The 15,069-nt window shown below is 67.8% G+C and carries 24 protein-coding genes; all 24 read right to left on the reverse strand.

Features of this window, described 5'->3' with window-relative positions; all coding sequences use genetic code 11:
- Nucleotides 1-85: 85 nt before the first annotated feature.
- Nucleotides 86-526, reverse strand: a complete 441-nt coding sequence (rplO, locus tag FPZ47_RS04280) for a 50S ribosomal protein L15 (RefSeq protein ID WP_144949730.1) — start codon at nucleotides 524-526, stop codon at nucleotides 86-88.
- Nucleotides 523-705, reverse strand: coding sequence for a 50S ribosomal protein L30 (rpmD, locus tag FPZ47_RS04285; protein ID WP_144949728.1), 183 nt, complete (start codon nucleotides 703-705; stop codon nucleotides 523-525). The genes rplO and rpmD overlap by 4 nt, the downstream gene beginning before the upstream one ends.
- Nucleotides 706-707: 2 nt before the next feature.
- Nucleotides 708-1,382, reverse strand: a complete 675-nt coding sequence (gene rpsE / locus FPZ47_RS04290; RefSeq protein WP_144949726.1) for a 30S ribosomal protein S5 — start codon at nucleotides 1,380-1,382, stop codon at nucleotides 708-710.
- A gap of 40 nt (nucleotides 1,383-1,422) precedes the next feature.
- Nucleotides 1,423-1,791, reverse strand: coding sequence for a 50S ribosomal protein L18 (gene rplR, locus FPZ47_RS04295; protein ID WP_168209361.1), 369 nt, complete (start codon nucleotides 1,789-1,791; stop codon nucleotides 1,423-1,425).
- Between the two features lie 41 nt (nucleotides 1,792-1,832).
- Nucleotides 1,833-2,372 (reverse strand): 50S ribosomal protein L6, encoded by a 540-nt coding sequence (gene rplF, locus FPZ47_RS04300; protein ID WP_144949722.1) that lies wholly within the window; start codon nucleotides 2,370-2,372, stop codon nucleotides 1,833-1,835.
- Between the two features lie 24 nt (nucleotides 2,373-2,396).
- Nucleotides 2,397-2,795, reverse strand: coding sequence for a 30S ribosomal protein S8 (rpsH, locus tag FPZ47_RS04305; protein WP_144949721.1), 399 nt, complete (start codon nucleotides 2,793-2,795; stop codon nucleotides 2,397-2,399).
- Between the two features lie 157 nt (nucleotides 2,796-2,952).
- A complete protein-coding gene (locus FPZ47_RS04310; protein ID WP_144949719.1) occupies nucleotides 2,953-3,138 on the reverse strand; it encodes a type Z 30S ribosomal protein S14 in 186 nt (61 codons plus the stop codon).
- Between the two features lie 2 nt (nucleotides 3,139-3,140).
- Entirely contained in the window at nucleotides 3,141-3,704 is a 564-nt protein-coding gene (gene rplE, locus FPZ47_RS04315; RefSeq protein WP_144949717.1) for a 50S ribosomal protein L5, read from the reverse strand.
- Nucleotides 3,704-4,021, reverse strand: coding sequence for a 50S ribosomal protein L24 (gene rplX / locus FPZ47_RS04320; RefSeq protein ID WP_144949715.1), 318 nt, complete (start codon nucleotides 4,019-4,021; stop codon nucleotides 3,704-3,706). The genes rplE and rplX overlap by 1 nt, the downstream gene beginning before the upstream one ends.
- Nucleotides 4,022-4,390 carry a 50S ribosomal protein L14 gene (gene rplN / locus FPZ47_RS04325; protein ID WP_003403649.1) on the reverse strand — a complete coding sequence of 123 codons (369 nt, stop codon included), beginning with the start codon at nucleotides 4,388-4,390 and terminating at the stop codon, nucleotides 4,022-4,024.
- Nucleotides 4,391-4,624: 234 nt separating this feature from the next.
- Nucleotides 4,625-5,494 (reverse strand): formylglycine-generating enzyme family protein, encoded by an 870-nt coding sequence (locus FPZ47_RS04330; RefSeq protein WP_144949713.1) that lies wholly within the window; start codon nucleotides 5,492-5,494, stop codon nucleotides 4,625-4,627.
- A 34-nt stretch (nucleotides 5,495-5,528) separates the two neighbouring features.
- On the reverse strand, nucleotides 5,529-6,458 hold the full coding sequence (locus FPZ47_RS04335) for a DUF4436 domain-containing protein (protein ID WP_144949711.1): 930 nt from the start codon (nucleotides 6,456-6,458) through the stop codon (nucleotides 5,529-5,531).
- Nucleotides 6,459-6,603: 145 nt separating this feature from the next.
- On the reverse strand, nucleotides 6,604-8,979 hold the full coding sequence (locus tag FPZ47_RS04340) for an arylsulfatase (protein ID WP_246133305.1): 2,376 nt from the start codon (nucleotides 8,977-8,979) through the stop codon (nucleotides 6,604-6,606).
- Nucleotides 8,980-9,159: 180 nt separating this feature from the next.
- On the reverse strand, nucleotides 9,160-9,465 hold the full coding sequence (rpsQ, locus tag FPZ47_RS04345; protein ID WP_144949707.1) for a 30S ribosomal protein S17: 306 nt from the start codon (nucleotides 9,463-9,465) through the stop codon (nucleotides 9,160-9,162).
- Nucleotides 9,465-9,707 carry a 50S ribosomal protein L29 gene (gene rpmC / locus FPZ47_RS04350; protein WP_144949705.1) on the reverse strand — a complete coding sequence of 81 codons (243 nt, stop codon included), beginning with the start codon at nucleotides 9,705-9,707 and terminating at the stop codon, nucleotides 9,465-9,467. Before rpmC ends, rpsQ begins: the two co-directional genes overlap by 1 nt.
- A complete protein-coding gene (rplP, locus tag FPZ47_RS04355; protein WP_144949703.1) occupies nucleotides 9,707-10,123 on the reverse strand; it encodes a 50S ribosomal protein L16 in 417 nt (138 codons plus the stop codon). Before rplP ends, rpmC begins: the two co-directional genes overlap by 1 nt.
- Before the next feature lie 3 nt (nucleotides 10,124-10,126).
- Nucleotides 10,127-10,963: a 30S ribosomal protein S3 gene (rpsC, locus tag FPZ47_RS04360; RefSeq protein WP_144949701.1), complete on the reverse strand. Its 837-nt coding sequence runs from the start codon at nucleotides 10,961-10,963 to the stop codon at nucleotides 10,127-10,129.
- Complete coding sequence (gene rplV / locus FPZ47_RS04365) at nucleotides 10,963-11,484, reverse strand: 50S ribosomal protein L22 (protein ID WP_144949699.1); 522 nt, start codon at nucleotides 11,482-11,484, stop codon at nucleotides 10,963-10,965. The genes rpsC and rplV overlap by 1 nt, the downstream gene beginning before the upstream one ends.
- Nucleotides 11,481-11,762, reverse strand: coding sequence for a 30S ribosomal protein S19 (gene rpsS / locus FPZ47_RS04370; protein ID WP_010908582.1), 282 nt, complete (start codon nucleotides 11,760-11,762; stop codon nucleotides 11,481-11,483). Before rpsS ends, rplV begins: the two co-directional genes overlap by 4 nt.
- A 17-nt stretch (nucleotides 11,763-11,779) precedes the next feature.
- Nucleotides 11,780-12,622, reverse strand: a complete 843-nt coding sequence (gene rplB, locus FPZ47_RS04375) for a 50S ribosomal protein L2 (protein ID WP_144949697.1) — start codon at nucleotides 12,620-12,622, stop codon at nucleotides 11,780-11,782.
- A 29-nt stretch (nucleotides 12,623-12,651) separates the two neighbouring features.
- On the reverse strand, nucleotides 12,652-12,954 hold the full coding sequence (gene rplW / locus FPZ47_RS04380; protein ID WP_144949695.1) for a 50S ribosomal protein L23: 303 nt from the start codon (nucleotides 12,952-12,954) through the stop codon (nucleotides 12,652-12,654).
- Nucleotides 12,954-13,607, reverse strand: a complete 654-nt coding sequence (rplD, locus tag FPZ47_RS04385; protein WP_144949693.1) for a 50S ribosomal protein L4 — start codon at nucleotides 13,605-13,607, stop codon at nucleotides 12,954-12,956. Before rplD ends, rplW begins: the two co-directional genes overlap by 1 nt.
- Nucleotides 13,607-14,260 (reverse strand): 50S ribosomal protein L3, encoded by a 654-nt coding sequence (gene rplC / locus FPZ47_RS04390; protein ID WP_144949691.1) that lies wholly within the window; start codon nucleotides 14,258-14,260, stop codon nucleotides 13,607-13,609. The genes rplD and rplC overlap by 1 nt, the downstream gene beginning before the upstream one ends.
- Before the next feature lie 15 nt (nucleotides 14,261-14,275).
- Nucleotides 14,276-14,581 (reverse strand): 30S ribosomal protein S10, encoded by a 306-nt coding sequence (rpsJ, locus tag FPZ47_RS04395; RefSeq protein ID WP_003873519.1) that lies wholly within the window; start codon nucleotides 14,579-14,581, stop codon nucleotides 14,276-14,278.
- Nucleotides 14,582-15,069 lie beyond the last annotated feature (488 nt).

Raw genomic sequence — 15,069 nt, forward strand, 5'->3', positions numbered from 1 at the left:
CCCCCCCCCCCCCCCTGGGGCCGCCCCCCCCCCCAACCCCCCCAAAAACCCATGTTTTGGGGGCTTTCGCGTCTGCTCGCGCGGGCTACAGCTCGGTTGCCGAGCCGCCCGCGGCGCTGATCTTCTCGCGCGCGCTGCCGCTGAACTTGTGGGCGGACACCTCGACCTTGACGGTCAGCTCGCCGTCGCCGAGCACCTTGACCAACGAGTTCTTGCGCACCGCGCCCTTGGACACCAACTCGTCCACACCGATGGCACCGCCCTGCGGGAACAGCCGGTTGATGTCCCCGACGTTGACGACCTCGTACTCGGTGCGGAACCGGTTCCGGAATCCCTTGAGCTTGGGCAGCCGCATGTGGATCGGCATCTGCCCGCCCTCGAAGGTCGCGGGCACCTGCTTGCGGGCCTTGGTGCCCTTGGTGCCGCGGCCCGCCGACTTGCCCTTGGAGCCCTCGCCGCGGCCCACGCGGGTGCGTGCGGTCTTCGACCCGGGCGCCGGGCGCAGGTCGTGCAGTTTGATCGTCACTTGACCTCCTCCACCTCGACGAGATGGTGCACCACCGCGATCAGCCCGCGGGTCTGGGCGTTGTCCTCACGGATCACCGAGTGGCGGATCCGCCGCAGGCCCAGGGTGCGCAGGCTCTCGCGCTGCTTCCAACGCGCACCGATCGTGCCGCGTATCTGGGTGATCTTGAGCGCTGCCATAGTTATGCCGTTCCTTCGCGTGCGGCCGCCGCGGCCAGCGCGTCACTTTCCCGTCGCGCCCGCAGCATCCCGGCCGGGGCGACGTCCTCGATCGGCAGCCCGCGACGGGCGGCCACCTCCTCGGGACGCTGCAGCAGCTTGAGCGCTGTGACCGTGGCGTGCACCACGTTGATCGCGTTGTCGCTGCCCAACGACTTGGCCAGGATGTCGTGCACGCCGGCGCATTCCAGCACCGCCCGCACGGCCCCGCCGGCGATCACACCGGTACCGGGGCTGGCGGGGCGCAGCAGCACCACGCCGGCGGCGGCCTCGCCCTGCACCGGGTGGGTGATGGTGCCGCCGATCAGCGGAACCCGGAAGAAGCTCTTGCGCGCTTCCTCGACGCCCTTGGCGATCGCGGCCGGAACCTCTTTGGCCTTGCCGTACCCGACGCCGACCATGCCGTTGCCGTCGCCCACGATGACCAGGGCGGTGAAGCTGAAGCGCCGTCCACCCTTGACCACCTTGGAGACGCGGTTGATGGCGACGACCCGCTCCAGGTAATTGCTCTTGTCGCCGTCACGGTCGCGGTCACGGCCACGGCCACCACTGTCGCGACCGCGACCGCGCCCGTCGCGGTCACCACGTGAGTCGCGGCTGTCCTGGGCGCCCTGCCCGCCGGCCGACTGCTCCGCCATTATGCGGTCCTTCCAGTTGTCATCAGGCTGATGTTGTTCATCAGAATCGCAATCCGCTTTCGCGCGCGGCATCGGCCAGCGCCGCGATCCGTCCGCCGTAGGAGTATCCGCCGCGGTCGAACACCACGCTGTCGATGCCGGCGGCCTTGGCGCGCTCCGCGATCAACTGGCCGACCCGTACGCTACGGGCTTTCTTGTCTCCCTGCAGGCCGCGCACGTCGGCCTCGATCGACGACGCGGCGGCCACCGTCGTGCCGTTTTCGTCGTTGACCAGTTGCACGTGGATATGCCGCGCGGACCGGTTCACCACCAGCCGCGGCCGCTGCGGGGTACCGGAGAGCTTCTTGCGCAGCCGCGCGTGCCTGCGCAGCCGGGATACCCGCCGATTCGCGGAGATGTTCTGCCCCACCGGCTTTCGCGCGGCGGTGTCCGTTTTTGATTGCGCCATGACTACTTACCTGTCTTTCCGACCTTACGGCGGATCTGCTCGCCCTCGTAGCGCACGCCCTTGCCCTTGTACGGGTCCGGGCGACGCAGGCGGCGGATGTTCGCCGAGATCTGGCCGACTTTTTGCTTGTCGATCCCCGAGACCGAGAACTTCGTCGGAGACTCGACCGCGAACGATATGCCCTCGGGGGCCTCGATCACGACCGGGTGGCTGTACCCCAGCGCGAACTCCAGGTTGGAACCCTTGAGCTGGACCCGGTAGCCGACCCCGAAGATCTCCATCTTGGTGGTGTAACCCTGGGTGACGCCGGTGACCAGGTTGGACACCAGCGTGCGGGACAGCCCGTGCAGCGAGCGGTTGCGCCGCTCGTCGTCGGGACGGTTGACCAGGATCGCGCCGTCCTCGCTGCGCTCCACGGTGATCGGCTCGGCGACCGTCAGGTCCAGGGCGCCCTTGGGCCCCTTCACCGAGACCTTCTGTCCATCGATCGTTACGTCGACCCCGGAAGGGACCGGAATCGGCCGTTTACCAATACGCGACATCTGAAGTTTACTCTGCCTCTCCCACTACCACACGTACGCGAGGACTTCGCCGCCCACGCCCTGTCTGGCCGCCTGACGGTCGGTGAGCAGTCCCGAGGAGGTCGAGATGATCGCCACGCCCAGGCCGCCGAGAACCCGCGGCAGGTTGCCGGACTTCGCGTACACCCGCAGTCCCGGCTTGGACACCCGTCGCAACCCCGCGATGCTGCGCTCCCGGCTGGGCCCGTACTTCAGCTGGACCACCAGGGACTTGCCGACCCGGGCGTCTTCGGTCCGGTAGTCGCTGATGTACCCCTCACTCTTGAGGATCGCGGCGATGTTGGCCTTGATCTTGGAGTGCGGCAGGCTCACCTCGTCGTGGTACGCCGAATTGGCATTGCGCAGACGCGTCAAGAAGTCTGCGATCGGGTCCGTCATCGTCATTTGCGCCCGCTCCTGTTCATCGCGGCGCTCTGCATCGTCGTAGTCGCGGTCATGACAGCGTCTGTCACCTTCCTCGCGGTGGTTCCCGGCCAAAAACTTCGCATGGGGGCCTACCGCGCAACCTGTTCTGGGGTCTTCGAATCGGGGGTGGGCTCGGTTACCAACTGCTCTTCTGCACGCCGGGCAGTTCGCCGGCGTGCGCCATCTCGCGCAGGCAGATCCTGCACAGCCCGAACTTGCGGTACACCGCACGCGGGCGCCCGCACCTGTTGCAGCGGGTGTAGGCGCGCACCGCGAACCGTGGCTTGCGCGCCGCCTTGTTAACCAGTGCCTTCTTAGCCATAGTCAGTTCTCCTTGAACGGAAAGCCCAGGGCCCGCAACAGCGCTCGCCCTTCGTCGTCGGTCGTCGCCGTGGTCACGACGTTGATGTCCATGCCCCGGACGCGGTCGATCTTGTCCACGTCGATCTCGTGGAACACCGACTGCTCGGCCAGCCCGAAGGTGTAGTTGCCGACGCCGTCGAACTGCTTGGGCGAGAGTCCGCGGAAGTCACGGATGCGCGGCAGGGCGATCGACGTGAGCCGGTCGAGGAACTCCCACATCCGGTCCCCGCGCAGGGTGACCCGGACGCCGATCGGCATGCCCTCGCGCAACTTGAACTGCGCTATGGACTTGCGCGCCTTGCGGATCTCGGGCTTCTGCCCGGTGATCAGCGCCAGGTCGTTGACCGCGCCGTTGATCAGCTTGGCATCCCGGGCCGCCTCGCCGACGCCCATGTTGACGACGACCTTGGTCACGGTGGGGATCCGCATGACGTTTCCGTAGCCGAACTGCTTGTGCAGCGCATCGCGAATTTCGTTGCGGTAGCGTTCTTTCAGCCGCGGCTTGACTCTTTCCGCAGTTGTCATCAAATGTCCTTGCCGTTGCGCTTGGAGATACGGACCCGTTTGCCTGTCTCCTCGTCCGCCCGGTAGCCGACCCGGGTGGGCTTGCCGTCGGAGTCGACCACCATGACGTTGGAGACATGGATCGCGGCCTCCTGGGTGACGATCCCGCCCGAGCGCGCCCCCCGCTGGTTGGTCGAAACCGCGGTGTGCTTCTTGATCCGGTTCACGCCCTCGACCAGCACCCGGTTGCGCTCCGGGTAGGCCTGCAGGACCTTGCCCTTGGCCCCTTTGTCCTTGCCCGCGATCACCAGCACGGTGTCGCCCTTGCGGACCTTCATCTACAACACCTCCGGAGCCAGCGAGATGATCTTCATGAAGCGCTTCTCGCGCAGTTCGCGGCCGACCGGACCGAAGATGCGCGTCCCACGCGGGTCGTTGTCCGGCTTGATGATGACGGCCGCGTTCTCGTCGAACTTGATGTAGCTGCCGTCGGGACGGCGGCGCTCCTTGACGGTGCGCACCACGACGGCTTTGACGACGTCGCCACGCTTGACGTTGCCACCGGGAATGGCGTCCTTGACGGTGGCCACGATGACATCCCCGATGCCGGCGTAGCGTCGCGACGAGCCACCGAGCACCCGGATGCACAAGATCTCCTTGGCGCCGGTGTTGTCGGCGACCTTCAGCCGCGATTCCTGCTGAATCACTCGATCTCCTGACCTGGTTTACGTGTGCACGGCAGGAGAAGGCAGCTCGGTGGGCCCCGAGGCGCTGCTCACCAACCTGACGTGCGCGGTCTTCGTCACCGAAGGGCACGCGGGGCCGGCTGAAAAGCTGGTCGCTTGTCACGCACCGGCCGAGGTCTGCCCACGGCAACCCCTAGAGTCTAGGCGACGGCCAGCTCAGAGCCAAATTCTTCCCGGAGCGACGGCTCCGGCGCGCTACACCACGCAGCGAAACCCGATGTGGGTGGTCGCGGTGTCCTGCGACTGGGGCGACCGCGCCGCGGGACGGTACCGGTGACAGTACTCGGGCGCGCACAGGTGCGAACCGCCCTTGAGCGCCTGGCTGACGCCGGGATCCGCGGGCCCCGCCGGCGTGCAACAGCTCTTCGGCGGCCGGTCGAGCCGGTGGTGTGCGGAGAACTCGGTGGCGGTCCACTCCCAGACGTTGCCGATCATGTCGACCAGGCCGAACGCGTTGGGCGGGAACGTCCCCACCGGCGAGGTGCCGACCCAGCCGAGCGCACCCTCGTTGCGGTAGGGGAACCTGCCCTGCCAGGTGTTGGCCATCAGCTGACCGTCGGGGTCGGCCTCCTCCCCCCACGCGTAGGTGGCCGTGCTCCCGGCGCGCGCCGCGTACTCCCATTCCGCCTCGGTCGGCAACCGGCGCCCGGCCCACCGCGCGTAGGCCGCGGCGTCGGGATACGCCACCTGCACGACGGGGTGGTCGGCCCGGCCCGCGATGTCGCTGTCCGGCCCGTACGGGTGCCGCCAGTCGGCTCCGGGCACCCAGTCCCACCATCGCCGCCAGTCGCGCAGGTCGACGGGGCCCGGCGTCGGTCGGAAAACCATGGCCCCCGCCCGCACGTCATGCACCCCCGGGAACTGCGCCGGGTCGATCGGCTGCTCGGCGACGGTCACATAGCCCGTGGCGGCGACGAATTCGCCGAACTGCGCGTTGGTCACCGGGTGCAGCTCCACCGCGAGCGGTGCCACGGACACGGTGTGGATCGGCGCCTCTTCGGGGTAGAAGCTCGTTGAGCCCATGCGGAACGAGCCGCCCGGCAGGTCGACGAGCTCGCTGAGCATCACTTCAGGGTAGGACAAACCCGGCCCGGCGGCGTCACGCCTTCTTCGGCACCTTGCGATCGCGCTGCCGCCACCAGGCGAAAACGAACAGGGACATCGCGACGACCAGCGCGATCAACACCCACAGCACGACGGCCTGGTCGACCCACGCACCATAGGGCGGGCCGCCCGGCAGAATGTTGCGCAGCGGGACAATGGCGAAAAGCATTGCCCCGTACCAGGTGATGAACGGCGGCACGAACGACGTCCGGCCCAGAGCCATCGGTATGGCCACCCACAGCGCCAAGGCCGGCAGGGCGAGCAGCACCAGGCAGATCCCGACATCGAAGATCAGCGAGCCCTTGGACCTGTGCAGCGTGATGATCACGTCGTCCTGGACGGCGGGGTTGGACTCGTCGGGGTCGTGCACGCGGGCCACCGTCGCGTCCCACCCGTCCAGCTGACCGGTTACTTCCACCCGGGCGGGTGTCTTCTCCCGGTTCCGGCCGGAGCCGGTGAACACGTCGGCGGCGACCACCTCCGTCTGGTACGAGTCGAAGGGCCAGTTGTTCGGGTCGCCGTGCGCGGCGATGGTGGTGGTGACCTGCGCCGGCGCCTTCCCGACCGGGTAGTGCAGGTCGCCGAGGTCGTTCTCCGGATACAGCCGCACGGCCGCGTCGGTGGTCAGCACACCGAAGTTCTTGTCGTACAGCGAATCCTTGGGATATACAAGCACATTCACCGTGAGGTGGTTTGCCACGGTTTCCAGTTTCTCGATGCGCACCGCGACAACGCTGTCCTCGGACTCGACCTTGCTCAGATCCACCGCGGGCAGCGGGGGCGCGGATCCGGCCAGCAGGTGCACGGCGATCAGGGACAGGACGTAGATGACGATCACGGCGACGACGACCCCCAGGGTGATCGCCGTTTGCCGGCGTCGCGACTCCGGCGGCGCCGACGGGAGCGGACCGGGCTCAGCGGACATGGGCCATCACCCCGGAAAGTTGTTGCGAGCCCTTGCCAGACACGGCGTGATGCTAGCAGCCGCCAGCCGCCAGCCGCCAGCCGCCAGCCGTCACGGCGCGGTTTGTGCGCTGCGCGGCGCACGCGTCGCGATGTGCCAGCGCGCCTCAGTCGCGCGCGAAGGCCAGCGCGAGTTCGCGTTCCAGATCTTCGTAGGGCCTGCCCGAAATGTCAACGGTGACTTGGGCGATGGTGCCGCCGGTGAAGTTGAACGGCGCCTTGTAGCAGCTCGACACCCCGGATCCGCCGTTGCGTCCGACGGTGATGCCGGCGCCGGCCAACCCGAACGTCCCCGGATGGCTCGCCACATCCGCGAGCGAGCCCACGACGGTGTCGTCGATGAACAGCGTGGCGTCGCCGAGCGGGGTGTGGCTGTTCTGCACGGTTCCCGTCCGCGCGTAGCGCACGCCGAACACGTGCCTGCCCAGCGGGACCGCCCCGGAGGACGAAACCTGTTGCTGGCGCTCACCGAGGAAGTTGTAGACGTAGTGCAGCCGTCCGTCCTGGATGAACAGCACGTGCCCGCCGTGGGCCCCACCCTGCTTGAACAGCACGCCCTCGGCGCCGGTGGTGTCCACCGTCACGTCGGCCAGCACGGCGAAGGAGCGGCCGCGAAGCTCGGCGGCCGCGCCGATGCCGACGTCCGCGCAACCGGGATAGTAGACGTAGGTCTCCCGTTCGCCGACCAGGTAGGGCCGCGAGCGCATCATCGTCTCGATGATGTTCAGGTCGGCCAGCGGCAGGCCGTTGTACTTCGCGGCCTCGGAGAACCACAGCGCCTTGAGTTCTTCGAGCTTGTCGGGGTGTGCGGCGGCCAGGTCGTGGCACTGGCTGCGGTCGGCCTCGATGTGGAAGAGCTCCCAGCGGTCGGTGTCGAAGTGCGACCAGCCCGCCGGTGTGGCCGCGTGCACGGTGTTGGCGAACCAGCCGTCGTGCCAGATCCCGCGGGTGCCGAGCATGGTGTAGAACTGCGTGTGCTTGCCGGTGTCAGCGCCCGGATCGTCAAGTGCCGCTTTAAAGCTCACGCCGTCCAACGGCTTCTGCACGATGCCCTTGACGGTCTCGGGCGGTGTGATCCCCAGCAGGTCGTAGACGGTCGGCGTGACGTCGCAGACGTTGACGTAGTTGTCGCGGATCTCCCCGTGCGCCGCGATCCCGTCGGGCCACGAGATGATCGCCGCATCGGCGATGCCGCCCTCGTGGGAGGCGTAGCGTTTGTAGAGCTTGTAGGGCGTGTTGAAGGCCATCGCCCACCCGATCGGGTAGTGGTTGTACGTCTGCGGCCCGCCGAGGCGGTCGAAGAGCTTCATGCTCTCCTCGACGGTGTCGATGTAACCGTTGAAGAACTTGCCCTCGTTGACCGATCCGTTGGGTCCGCCCTCACCGCTGGCCCCGTTGTCGGAGATCACCACGACGATGGTGTTGTCCAACTGGCCGGATTCCTCGAGGTAGTCCAGGATTCGGCCGATCTGGTCGTCGGTGTAGCTCATGAATCCGGCGAACACCTCGGCCATCCGGCTGAAGAGTTTCTTCTCCTCGTCGTTCAGCGCGTCCCACGGCCGGACCGTGTCCTGCAGCGGCCACTGCTGGCCCTCGGGTCCCGTCACGTCCGCGTACGGGTTGACCGCCGACAGTTCGGTGTCGGGCGGCACGAGCCCGAGCGACTTCTGGTTCTCCAGCACGATCTCGCGGTACCGCTCGTAGCCCATGTCGAACCGGCCTGCGTAGCGGTCCGCCCACTCCGTGAAGACGTGGTGCGGCGCGTGTCCGGCGCCCGGGCACACGTAGCTGAACCACGGCTTGTCCGGGGCGATCACCTTGGCGTCGCGGATGAATTCGATTGTCCTGTCGGCGAGGTCTTTCGAGAGGTGGTAGCCCTCTTCCGGCGTTCCCGGCGGGCTGACGGGGTGGTTGTCGTAGACCAGGTCCGGGTACCACTGGTCGGTCTCGCCGCCGAGGAAGCCGTAGAACCGTTCGAAGCCGCGCGAGGTGGGCCAGTGCCGCTTGGTCGACGCCAGGTTGGCCTCTTCCAGCGGGGTCAGGTGCCACTTGCCGATGCAGTACGTGTTGTAGCCGCGTTCGGCGAGCACCTCCGAGAGCAGTGCGGTGTCCGCCGGGATGCGGCCGTTGGCGTTGGGGAACCCCTCGGTGAACTCCTCGATGGTGGCCATGCCGACGGTGGTGGCGTTGCGGCCGGTCAACAGCGAAGCCCGCGTCGGTGAGCACAGCGCGGTGGTGTGGAACTGCGACAGCCGGATCCCGCGGTCGGCGATCCGGGTCATCGCCGGCATCTCGACCAGTCCGCCGAAGCAATCCCACGTCGCGATGCCGGTGTCATCCCAGACCAGGTAGAGCACGTTCGGCGAGTTCTGCGGCGCCACCGGCGCGGCGAAAGGGCCCCAGTCCGGTTCGGAGTCACGGATATCCAGCGCGATCTTGCCGTTGAAGCCTCCCGAGCGCCCGGACTCTGCCGACTCACTCACCATCGCTCACACTCCGCTCTCGGTATCCCCCGGCGTCGCGTCGGAGACTACACGGCCGGAACCGCCGCCCGCGCGGGAAGACGCGAAAGCCCCCGACACGCCGTGGCGCCGGGGGTTTTCGCTGGGGGTACCTCCCGCTTGCGGGGGGACTACTCGCGCGGGTGCGGGAGTGTCGTTCGGCTACTTGGCCTTTTCCAGGATTTCGACCAGCCGCCATCTCTTGGTCGCCGACAACGGGCGCGTCTCCATCAGCGCGACGCGGTCGCCGATGCCGGCGGTGCTGTTCTCGTCGTGCGCCTTGACTTTCGTGGTGGTACGGATGATCTTGCCGTACAACGGGTGCCGCACCCGGTCCTCGAGCTCGACCACGATGGTCTTCTGCATCTTGTCGCTCACCACGTAGCCGATGCGGGTCTTGCGCCGGCCGCGGGTCTTGGGGTTGCGCGGAGTGTGCTTGTCACCCTTTTCGGTCTTGGCTTCAGCCATCACGATTCCTCACCATCAGCACCGCCGGGCCCGGAGGCCAGGCCCAGTTCTCGTTCCCGCAGCACGGTGTAGACGCGCGCGATTTCCTGACGCACCGCACGGAGCCGGCGGTTGTTGGACAGCTGCCCGGTCGCCATCTGGAAGCGCAGGTTGAACAGCTCCTCCTTGGATTCGCGCAGGCGGTCCGTCAGCTCCTCGTCGGTGAGCTCACGCAGTTCGCCAGGCGAAATTCCCACTGCCATCAGAACTGATCCTCTCGGGTTACGATGCGGGCCTTGATCGGCAACTTGTGGATCGCTCGGGTGAGCGCCGCCCGGGCGATCGCCTCGTTCGGGTAGCTCAGCTCGAACAGCACCCGTCCCGGCTTGACGTTGACCACCCACCACTCCGGGGAGCCCTTACCCGAACCCATGCGGGTTTCGGCGGGCTTCTTGGTCAGCGGACGGTCGGGGAAGACGTTGATCCACACCTTCCCGCCACGCTTGATGTGCCGGTTGATGGCGATACGAGCGGACTCGATCTGCCGGTTGGTGACATAGGCGTGCTCGAGCGCCTGGATGCCGTAGTCGCCGAAGCTCACCTCGGTGCCACCGCTGGCGATGCCGCGCTGGCGGGGGTGGTGTTGCTTCCGGTGCTTGACTTTGCGGGGAATCAGCATGATTCAGCTCTCCGTGCTCTGCGTTTCGGGGGCCGGCGCGCCTTCGCTGGGTGCGGGCGCGGCGCCTTCGTCGGCGCCCGCGGCGCGCCCGGCCTCAGTGCTGGTCGCCGTGGTGCCAGACGCGCCGCTGCGACGGGGACGGGTACCCGAGGGCCGCTCGCGGCGCGGGCGCTCGCCGCCCGCCGCCGTGCCCGCGGCCAATTCGCGCTTGCCGCCGACGATGTCGCCCTTGTAGATCCACACCTTCACGCCGATCCGGCCGAAGGTGGTCCTGGCCTCGTACAGGCCGTAGTCGATGTCGGCGCGCAGGGTGTGCAGCGGCACGCGGCCCTCGCGGTAGAACTCCGAGCGGCTCATCTCGGCGCCGCCGAGGCGCCCGGAGCACTGCACCCGGATGCCCTTGACGTTGGGCTGGCGCATCGCCGACTGGATCGCCTTGCGCATCGCGCGACGGAACGCCACGCGGTTGCTCAACTGTTCGGCGACGCCCTGGGCCACCAATTGCGCTCGGGACTCGGGGTTTTTCACCTCGAGGATGTTGAGCTGCACCTGCTTTTTGGTCAGCTTCTCCAGGTCCGCGCGGATCCGGTCGGCCTCGGTGCCGCGGCGGCCGATGACGATGCCGGGGCGGGCGGTGTGGATGTCCACGCGGACGCGGTCACGGGTCCGCTCGATCTCCACGTCGGCGATCCCGGCGCGTTCCAGGCCGGTGGACAGCAGCCGGCGGATCGCGACGTCTTCCTTGACGTAGTCGGCGTACTGCTTGTCGGCGTACCACCGGGATTTCCAGTCGGTGGTGATGCCCAGACGGAAGCCGTGCGGATTGATCTTCTGGCCCACTAGTCTGAGCCTCCCTTCGGTGCAGAAGTCTCAGAGGTCGTCTCGGCGGGCGCCGTCTTGGCCGGCTCCGCCTTGGCGGGCGCCTTCTTGGCCGGCGCCGCCTTGGCGGCGGCCTTGCTGGCCTCGGCGCGGCGGGCGCGCGCCGACTTCGCCGACCGCTCGTCGCGGACCGGCCGGCTTTCCACCACGACCGTGATGTGGCTGGTGCGCTTGCGGATCCGGAACGCGCGTCCCTGGGCGCGTGGCCGGATGCGCTTGGCGGTCGGACCCTCGTCGGCGTAGACCGTGGCGACCACCAGGGTCGACGGGTCCAGGCCGGCATTGTTCTGCGCGTTCGCCGCCGCGCTGGCGATCACCTTGGCGACCGGCTCGCTGGCGGCCTGTGGCGCCCAGCGCAGGATGTCGAGCGCGTCGGCCACCGACCTGCCGCGCACCAGGTCGATCACCCGGCGCGCCTTTCTCGGCGACACCCGCACGAAACGCGCTTTGGCCACCGCCGACGGGAATTCAGTTGCGGTCATCGACGTTTGGCCTTCCGGTCGTCCTTGATGTGCCCCTTGAAGGTGCGCGTCGGCGCGAACTCGCCGAGCTTGTGACCCACCATGGCCTCGGTGACGAACACCGGGACGTGCTTACGTCCGTCGTGCACCGCAAAGGTGTGACCGATGAAGTCCGGAATGATCGTCGAACGCCGCGACCAGGTCTTGATGACCTGCTTGGTGTTCTTCTCGTTCTGCACGTCCACCTTCTTGAGCAGGTGGTCGTCGACGAACGGGCCCTTCTTCAGGCTGCGTGGCATGAGTGCTCCTGAACTTCCTAGCGTCCGTGCTTCTTGCCGGTGCGACGGCGCCGGACGATGAGTTTGTTGCTGGCCTTGTTGGGATGACGGGTACGGCCCTCGGGCTTGCCCCACGGGCTGACCGGGTGGCGGCCACCGGAGGTCTTACCCTCACCGCCGCCGTGCGGGTGGTCCACCGGGTTCATGACCACACCGCGGACGGAGGGGCGCTTGCCCTTCCACCGCATGCGACCGGCCTTGCCCCAGTTGATGTTCGCCTGCTCGGCGTTGCCCACCTCGCCGACGGTGGCGCGGCAGCGCACGTCGACCCGGCGAATCTCCCCGCTGGGCATGCGCAGCGACGCGTAGCTTCCCTCCTTGCCGAGCAGCTGAATGCTGGACCCGGCCGACCGCGCGAGCTTGGCGCCGCCGCCGGGCCGCAGCTCCACAGCGTGGACGACCGTGCCGGCCGGGATGTTGCGCAGCGGCAGGTTGTTGCCCGGCTTGATGTCGGCGTTGGCACCCGACTCCACCACGTCACCCTGCGAGAGTCCCTGCGGGGCGATGATGTAGCGCTTCTCGCCGTCGAAATAGTGCAGCAGCGCAATGTTGGCGGTGCGGTTCGGGTCGTACTCGATGTGGGCGACCTTGGCGTTGACGCCGTCCTTGTCGTTGCGGCGGAAATCGATCACCCGGTAGGCGCGCTTGTGGCCGCCGCCCTTGTGCCGGGTGGTGATCCGGCCGTGGGCGTTGCGACCACCGTGACCGTGCAACGGGCGCACCAGCGACTTCTCGGGCGTCGACCGCGTGATCTCGGCGAAGTCGGACACGCTCGCGCCGCGACGACCGGGGGTCGTGGGCTTGTACTTGCGAATTGCCATGTCTTATCAGGCCTCTCTCTTGCGCCCGGCTAGGCCGGCGCCCCGAACAGGTCGATCGGCTTGCTGCCCGGCGCCAGGGTCACAATGGCCCGCTTGGTGCTCTTGCGCTTGCCGTATCCGGTGCGGGTGCGCTTGCGCTTGCCCTGCCGGTTTGCGGTGTTCACCGATGCGACCTTCACCGAGAAGATCTTCTCGACGGCGATCTTGATCTGCGTCTTGTTCGAATCGGGGTGCACCACGAACGTGTACACGTTGTCGTCGAGCAGCGCATAGGACTTCTCGGAGATGACCGGCGCCAGAATGACGTCGCGGGGGTCGGCGAGGGTCGCCATCAGGCCGAAACCTCCTCGGAGCTGGTCGTGTTCGCGGCGATGTAGGTGTTCAGCGCCTCGACGCTGAACACCACGTCATCGGAATGCAGCACGTCATAGGTGTTGAGCTGACCGGGCGACAGGATGTGCACACCGGGCAGGTTGCGGACGCTTTTCCTGCCGGTCTCGTCGCTGCGGCCGATGACCACCAGCACCTGTTTGCGGTCGGTCAGGCTGTCCAGGAACGCCTTGGCGTTCTTGGTCGACGGCGTCTGACCGGACACCAACTCGGTGACCGCGTGGATGCGCCCGTTGCGGGCCCGGTCGGACAACGCCCCGCGCAACGCCGCGGCGATCATCTTCTTGGGCGTGCGCTGGCTGTAGTCGCGCGGCTTGGGGCCGTGCACGACGCCACCGCCGGTGAACTGCGGGGCCCGCGTCGAGCCCTGCCGGGCGCGACCGGTGCCCTTCTGCCGGTACGGCTTGCGGCCACCGCCACTGACGTCACCGCGCGTCTTGGTCGAGTGCGTGCCCTGCCGGGCCGCCGCCCGCTGCGCGGTGACCACCTGATGCATCAGCGCGATGTTGGCCGGCGCATCGAACAACTCGGCGGGCAGCTCGACCGAGCCGTCCACCTTGCCGTCCGGCGTCTTGACGTCGATTTTGAGTGCCATCACTTCTCACCTCGTTTGACCGCGCTACGGACCATCACGAGTCCACCGGTGCGCCCGGGGATCGCACCCTTGATCAGCAGCACGCCGTTCTCGGGATCAACCTTGTGCACCACCAGGTTCTGCACCGTCACCCGGTCGTTGCCCATCCGGCCGGCCATGCGTGTGCCCTTGAAAACTCGCGCGGGGGTGGCGCAGCCGCCGATGGATCCCGGGCGACGGTGCACCGCCTGGGCACCGTGACTCGCGCCCTGGCCGCGAAAGCCGTGCCGCTTCATCGTGCCGGCGAAGCCTTTACCCTTCGAGGTTCCGGTCACGTCGACGTAGGCACCGTCGGCGAAGATCTCGGCCGTCAGCTCCTGGCCGACCTCGTAGTCGGCGGTCGCCTCCGCGTCGTCGAGCCGCAGCTCGGCCAGGTAGCGGCGCGGGTTGACGCCCGCGGCGGCGTACTGGCCGGTCACCGGCTTGTTGATCTTGCGCGGGCTGATCTCGCCGTAGGCCAGCTGGACGGCGCTGTAGCCGTCGCGCTCGGGGGTGCGGATGCGCGTCACCACGTTGGGCCCCGCCCTGACCACGGTGACCGGCACGACCCGGTTGTTCTCGTCGAACACCTGCGTCATGCCCAGCTTGGTGCCCAGAATGCCTTTTCTTGCCATGAGTTCGCCGAGCTCCTACTGGATGTTGACGTCGACGCTGGCCGGAAGGTCGATGCGCATGAGGGCGTCAACGGTCTTCGGCGTCGGATCGAGGATGTCGATCAACCGCTTGTGCGTGCGCATCTCGAAGTGCTCCCGCGAGTCCTTGTACTTGTGCGGAGAGCGGATGACGCAGTACACATTCTTCTCGGTCGGCAGCGGCACCGGCCCTACGACGCTGGCACCGGTGCGGACGACGGTTTCGACGATCTTGCGCGCCGACGCGTCGATAGCCTCGTGGTCGTAGGCCTTAAGCCTGATGCGGATCTTCTGTCCCGCCACGCTTCTCCCTACCTGATTCCCTCGTGAAGCCCGTCCGGGCTTCGTTCGCTCCTGAGGCCCGGTGTCCGGGCCTGGTGCCCTCCGGCGCGCAGATCGACCGACCGTTTTCCGGCCGGCCTAGCGTCGCGCCGGATGCTGCGCCGCTGTTTACCTGTCGTGGTCCACCGACCCCCGCGGTCGGGTGTGTCACCCGCACGCAGCCTCGTGCGCGACCGATCAGTCGCACTCAAGGATGGGACCGGACGCGCCCGTTCGGGCGCTGGTCGCATGCCCGGCCAGGCCAAAACCTGGCGCAAGGCAACCCGAACAGTATGCCTGACGATCATGCCCCGGGCCAAATCCCCGGCCGACTCTCGGGCACGCCTCACGGGAACGCTACCAGCGGCCCGCCGGTACGCCGGCCCGCTCCGCGTTCGCGGACCCCGAACCCGTCCCCGCGGCGGTCCGCGGGGGCCGACCCGCACGGGACTCGGGCACCCGCCGATTCG

It is taken from the genome of Mycobacterium helveticum (assembly GCF_007714205.1).
Lineage (GTDB): Bacteria > Actinomycetota > Actinomycetes > Mycobacteriales > Mycobacteriaceae > Mycobacterium > Mycobacterium helveticum.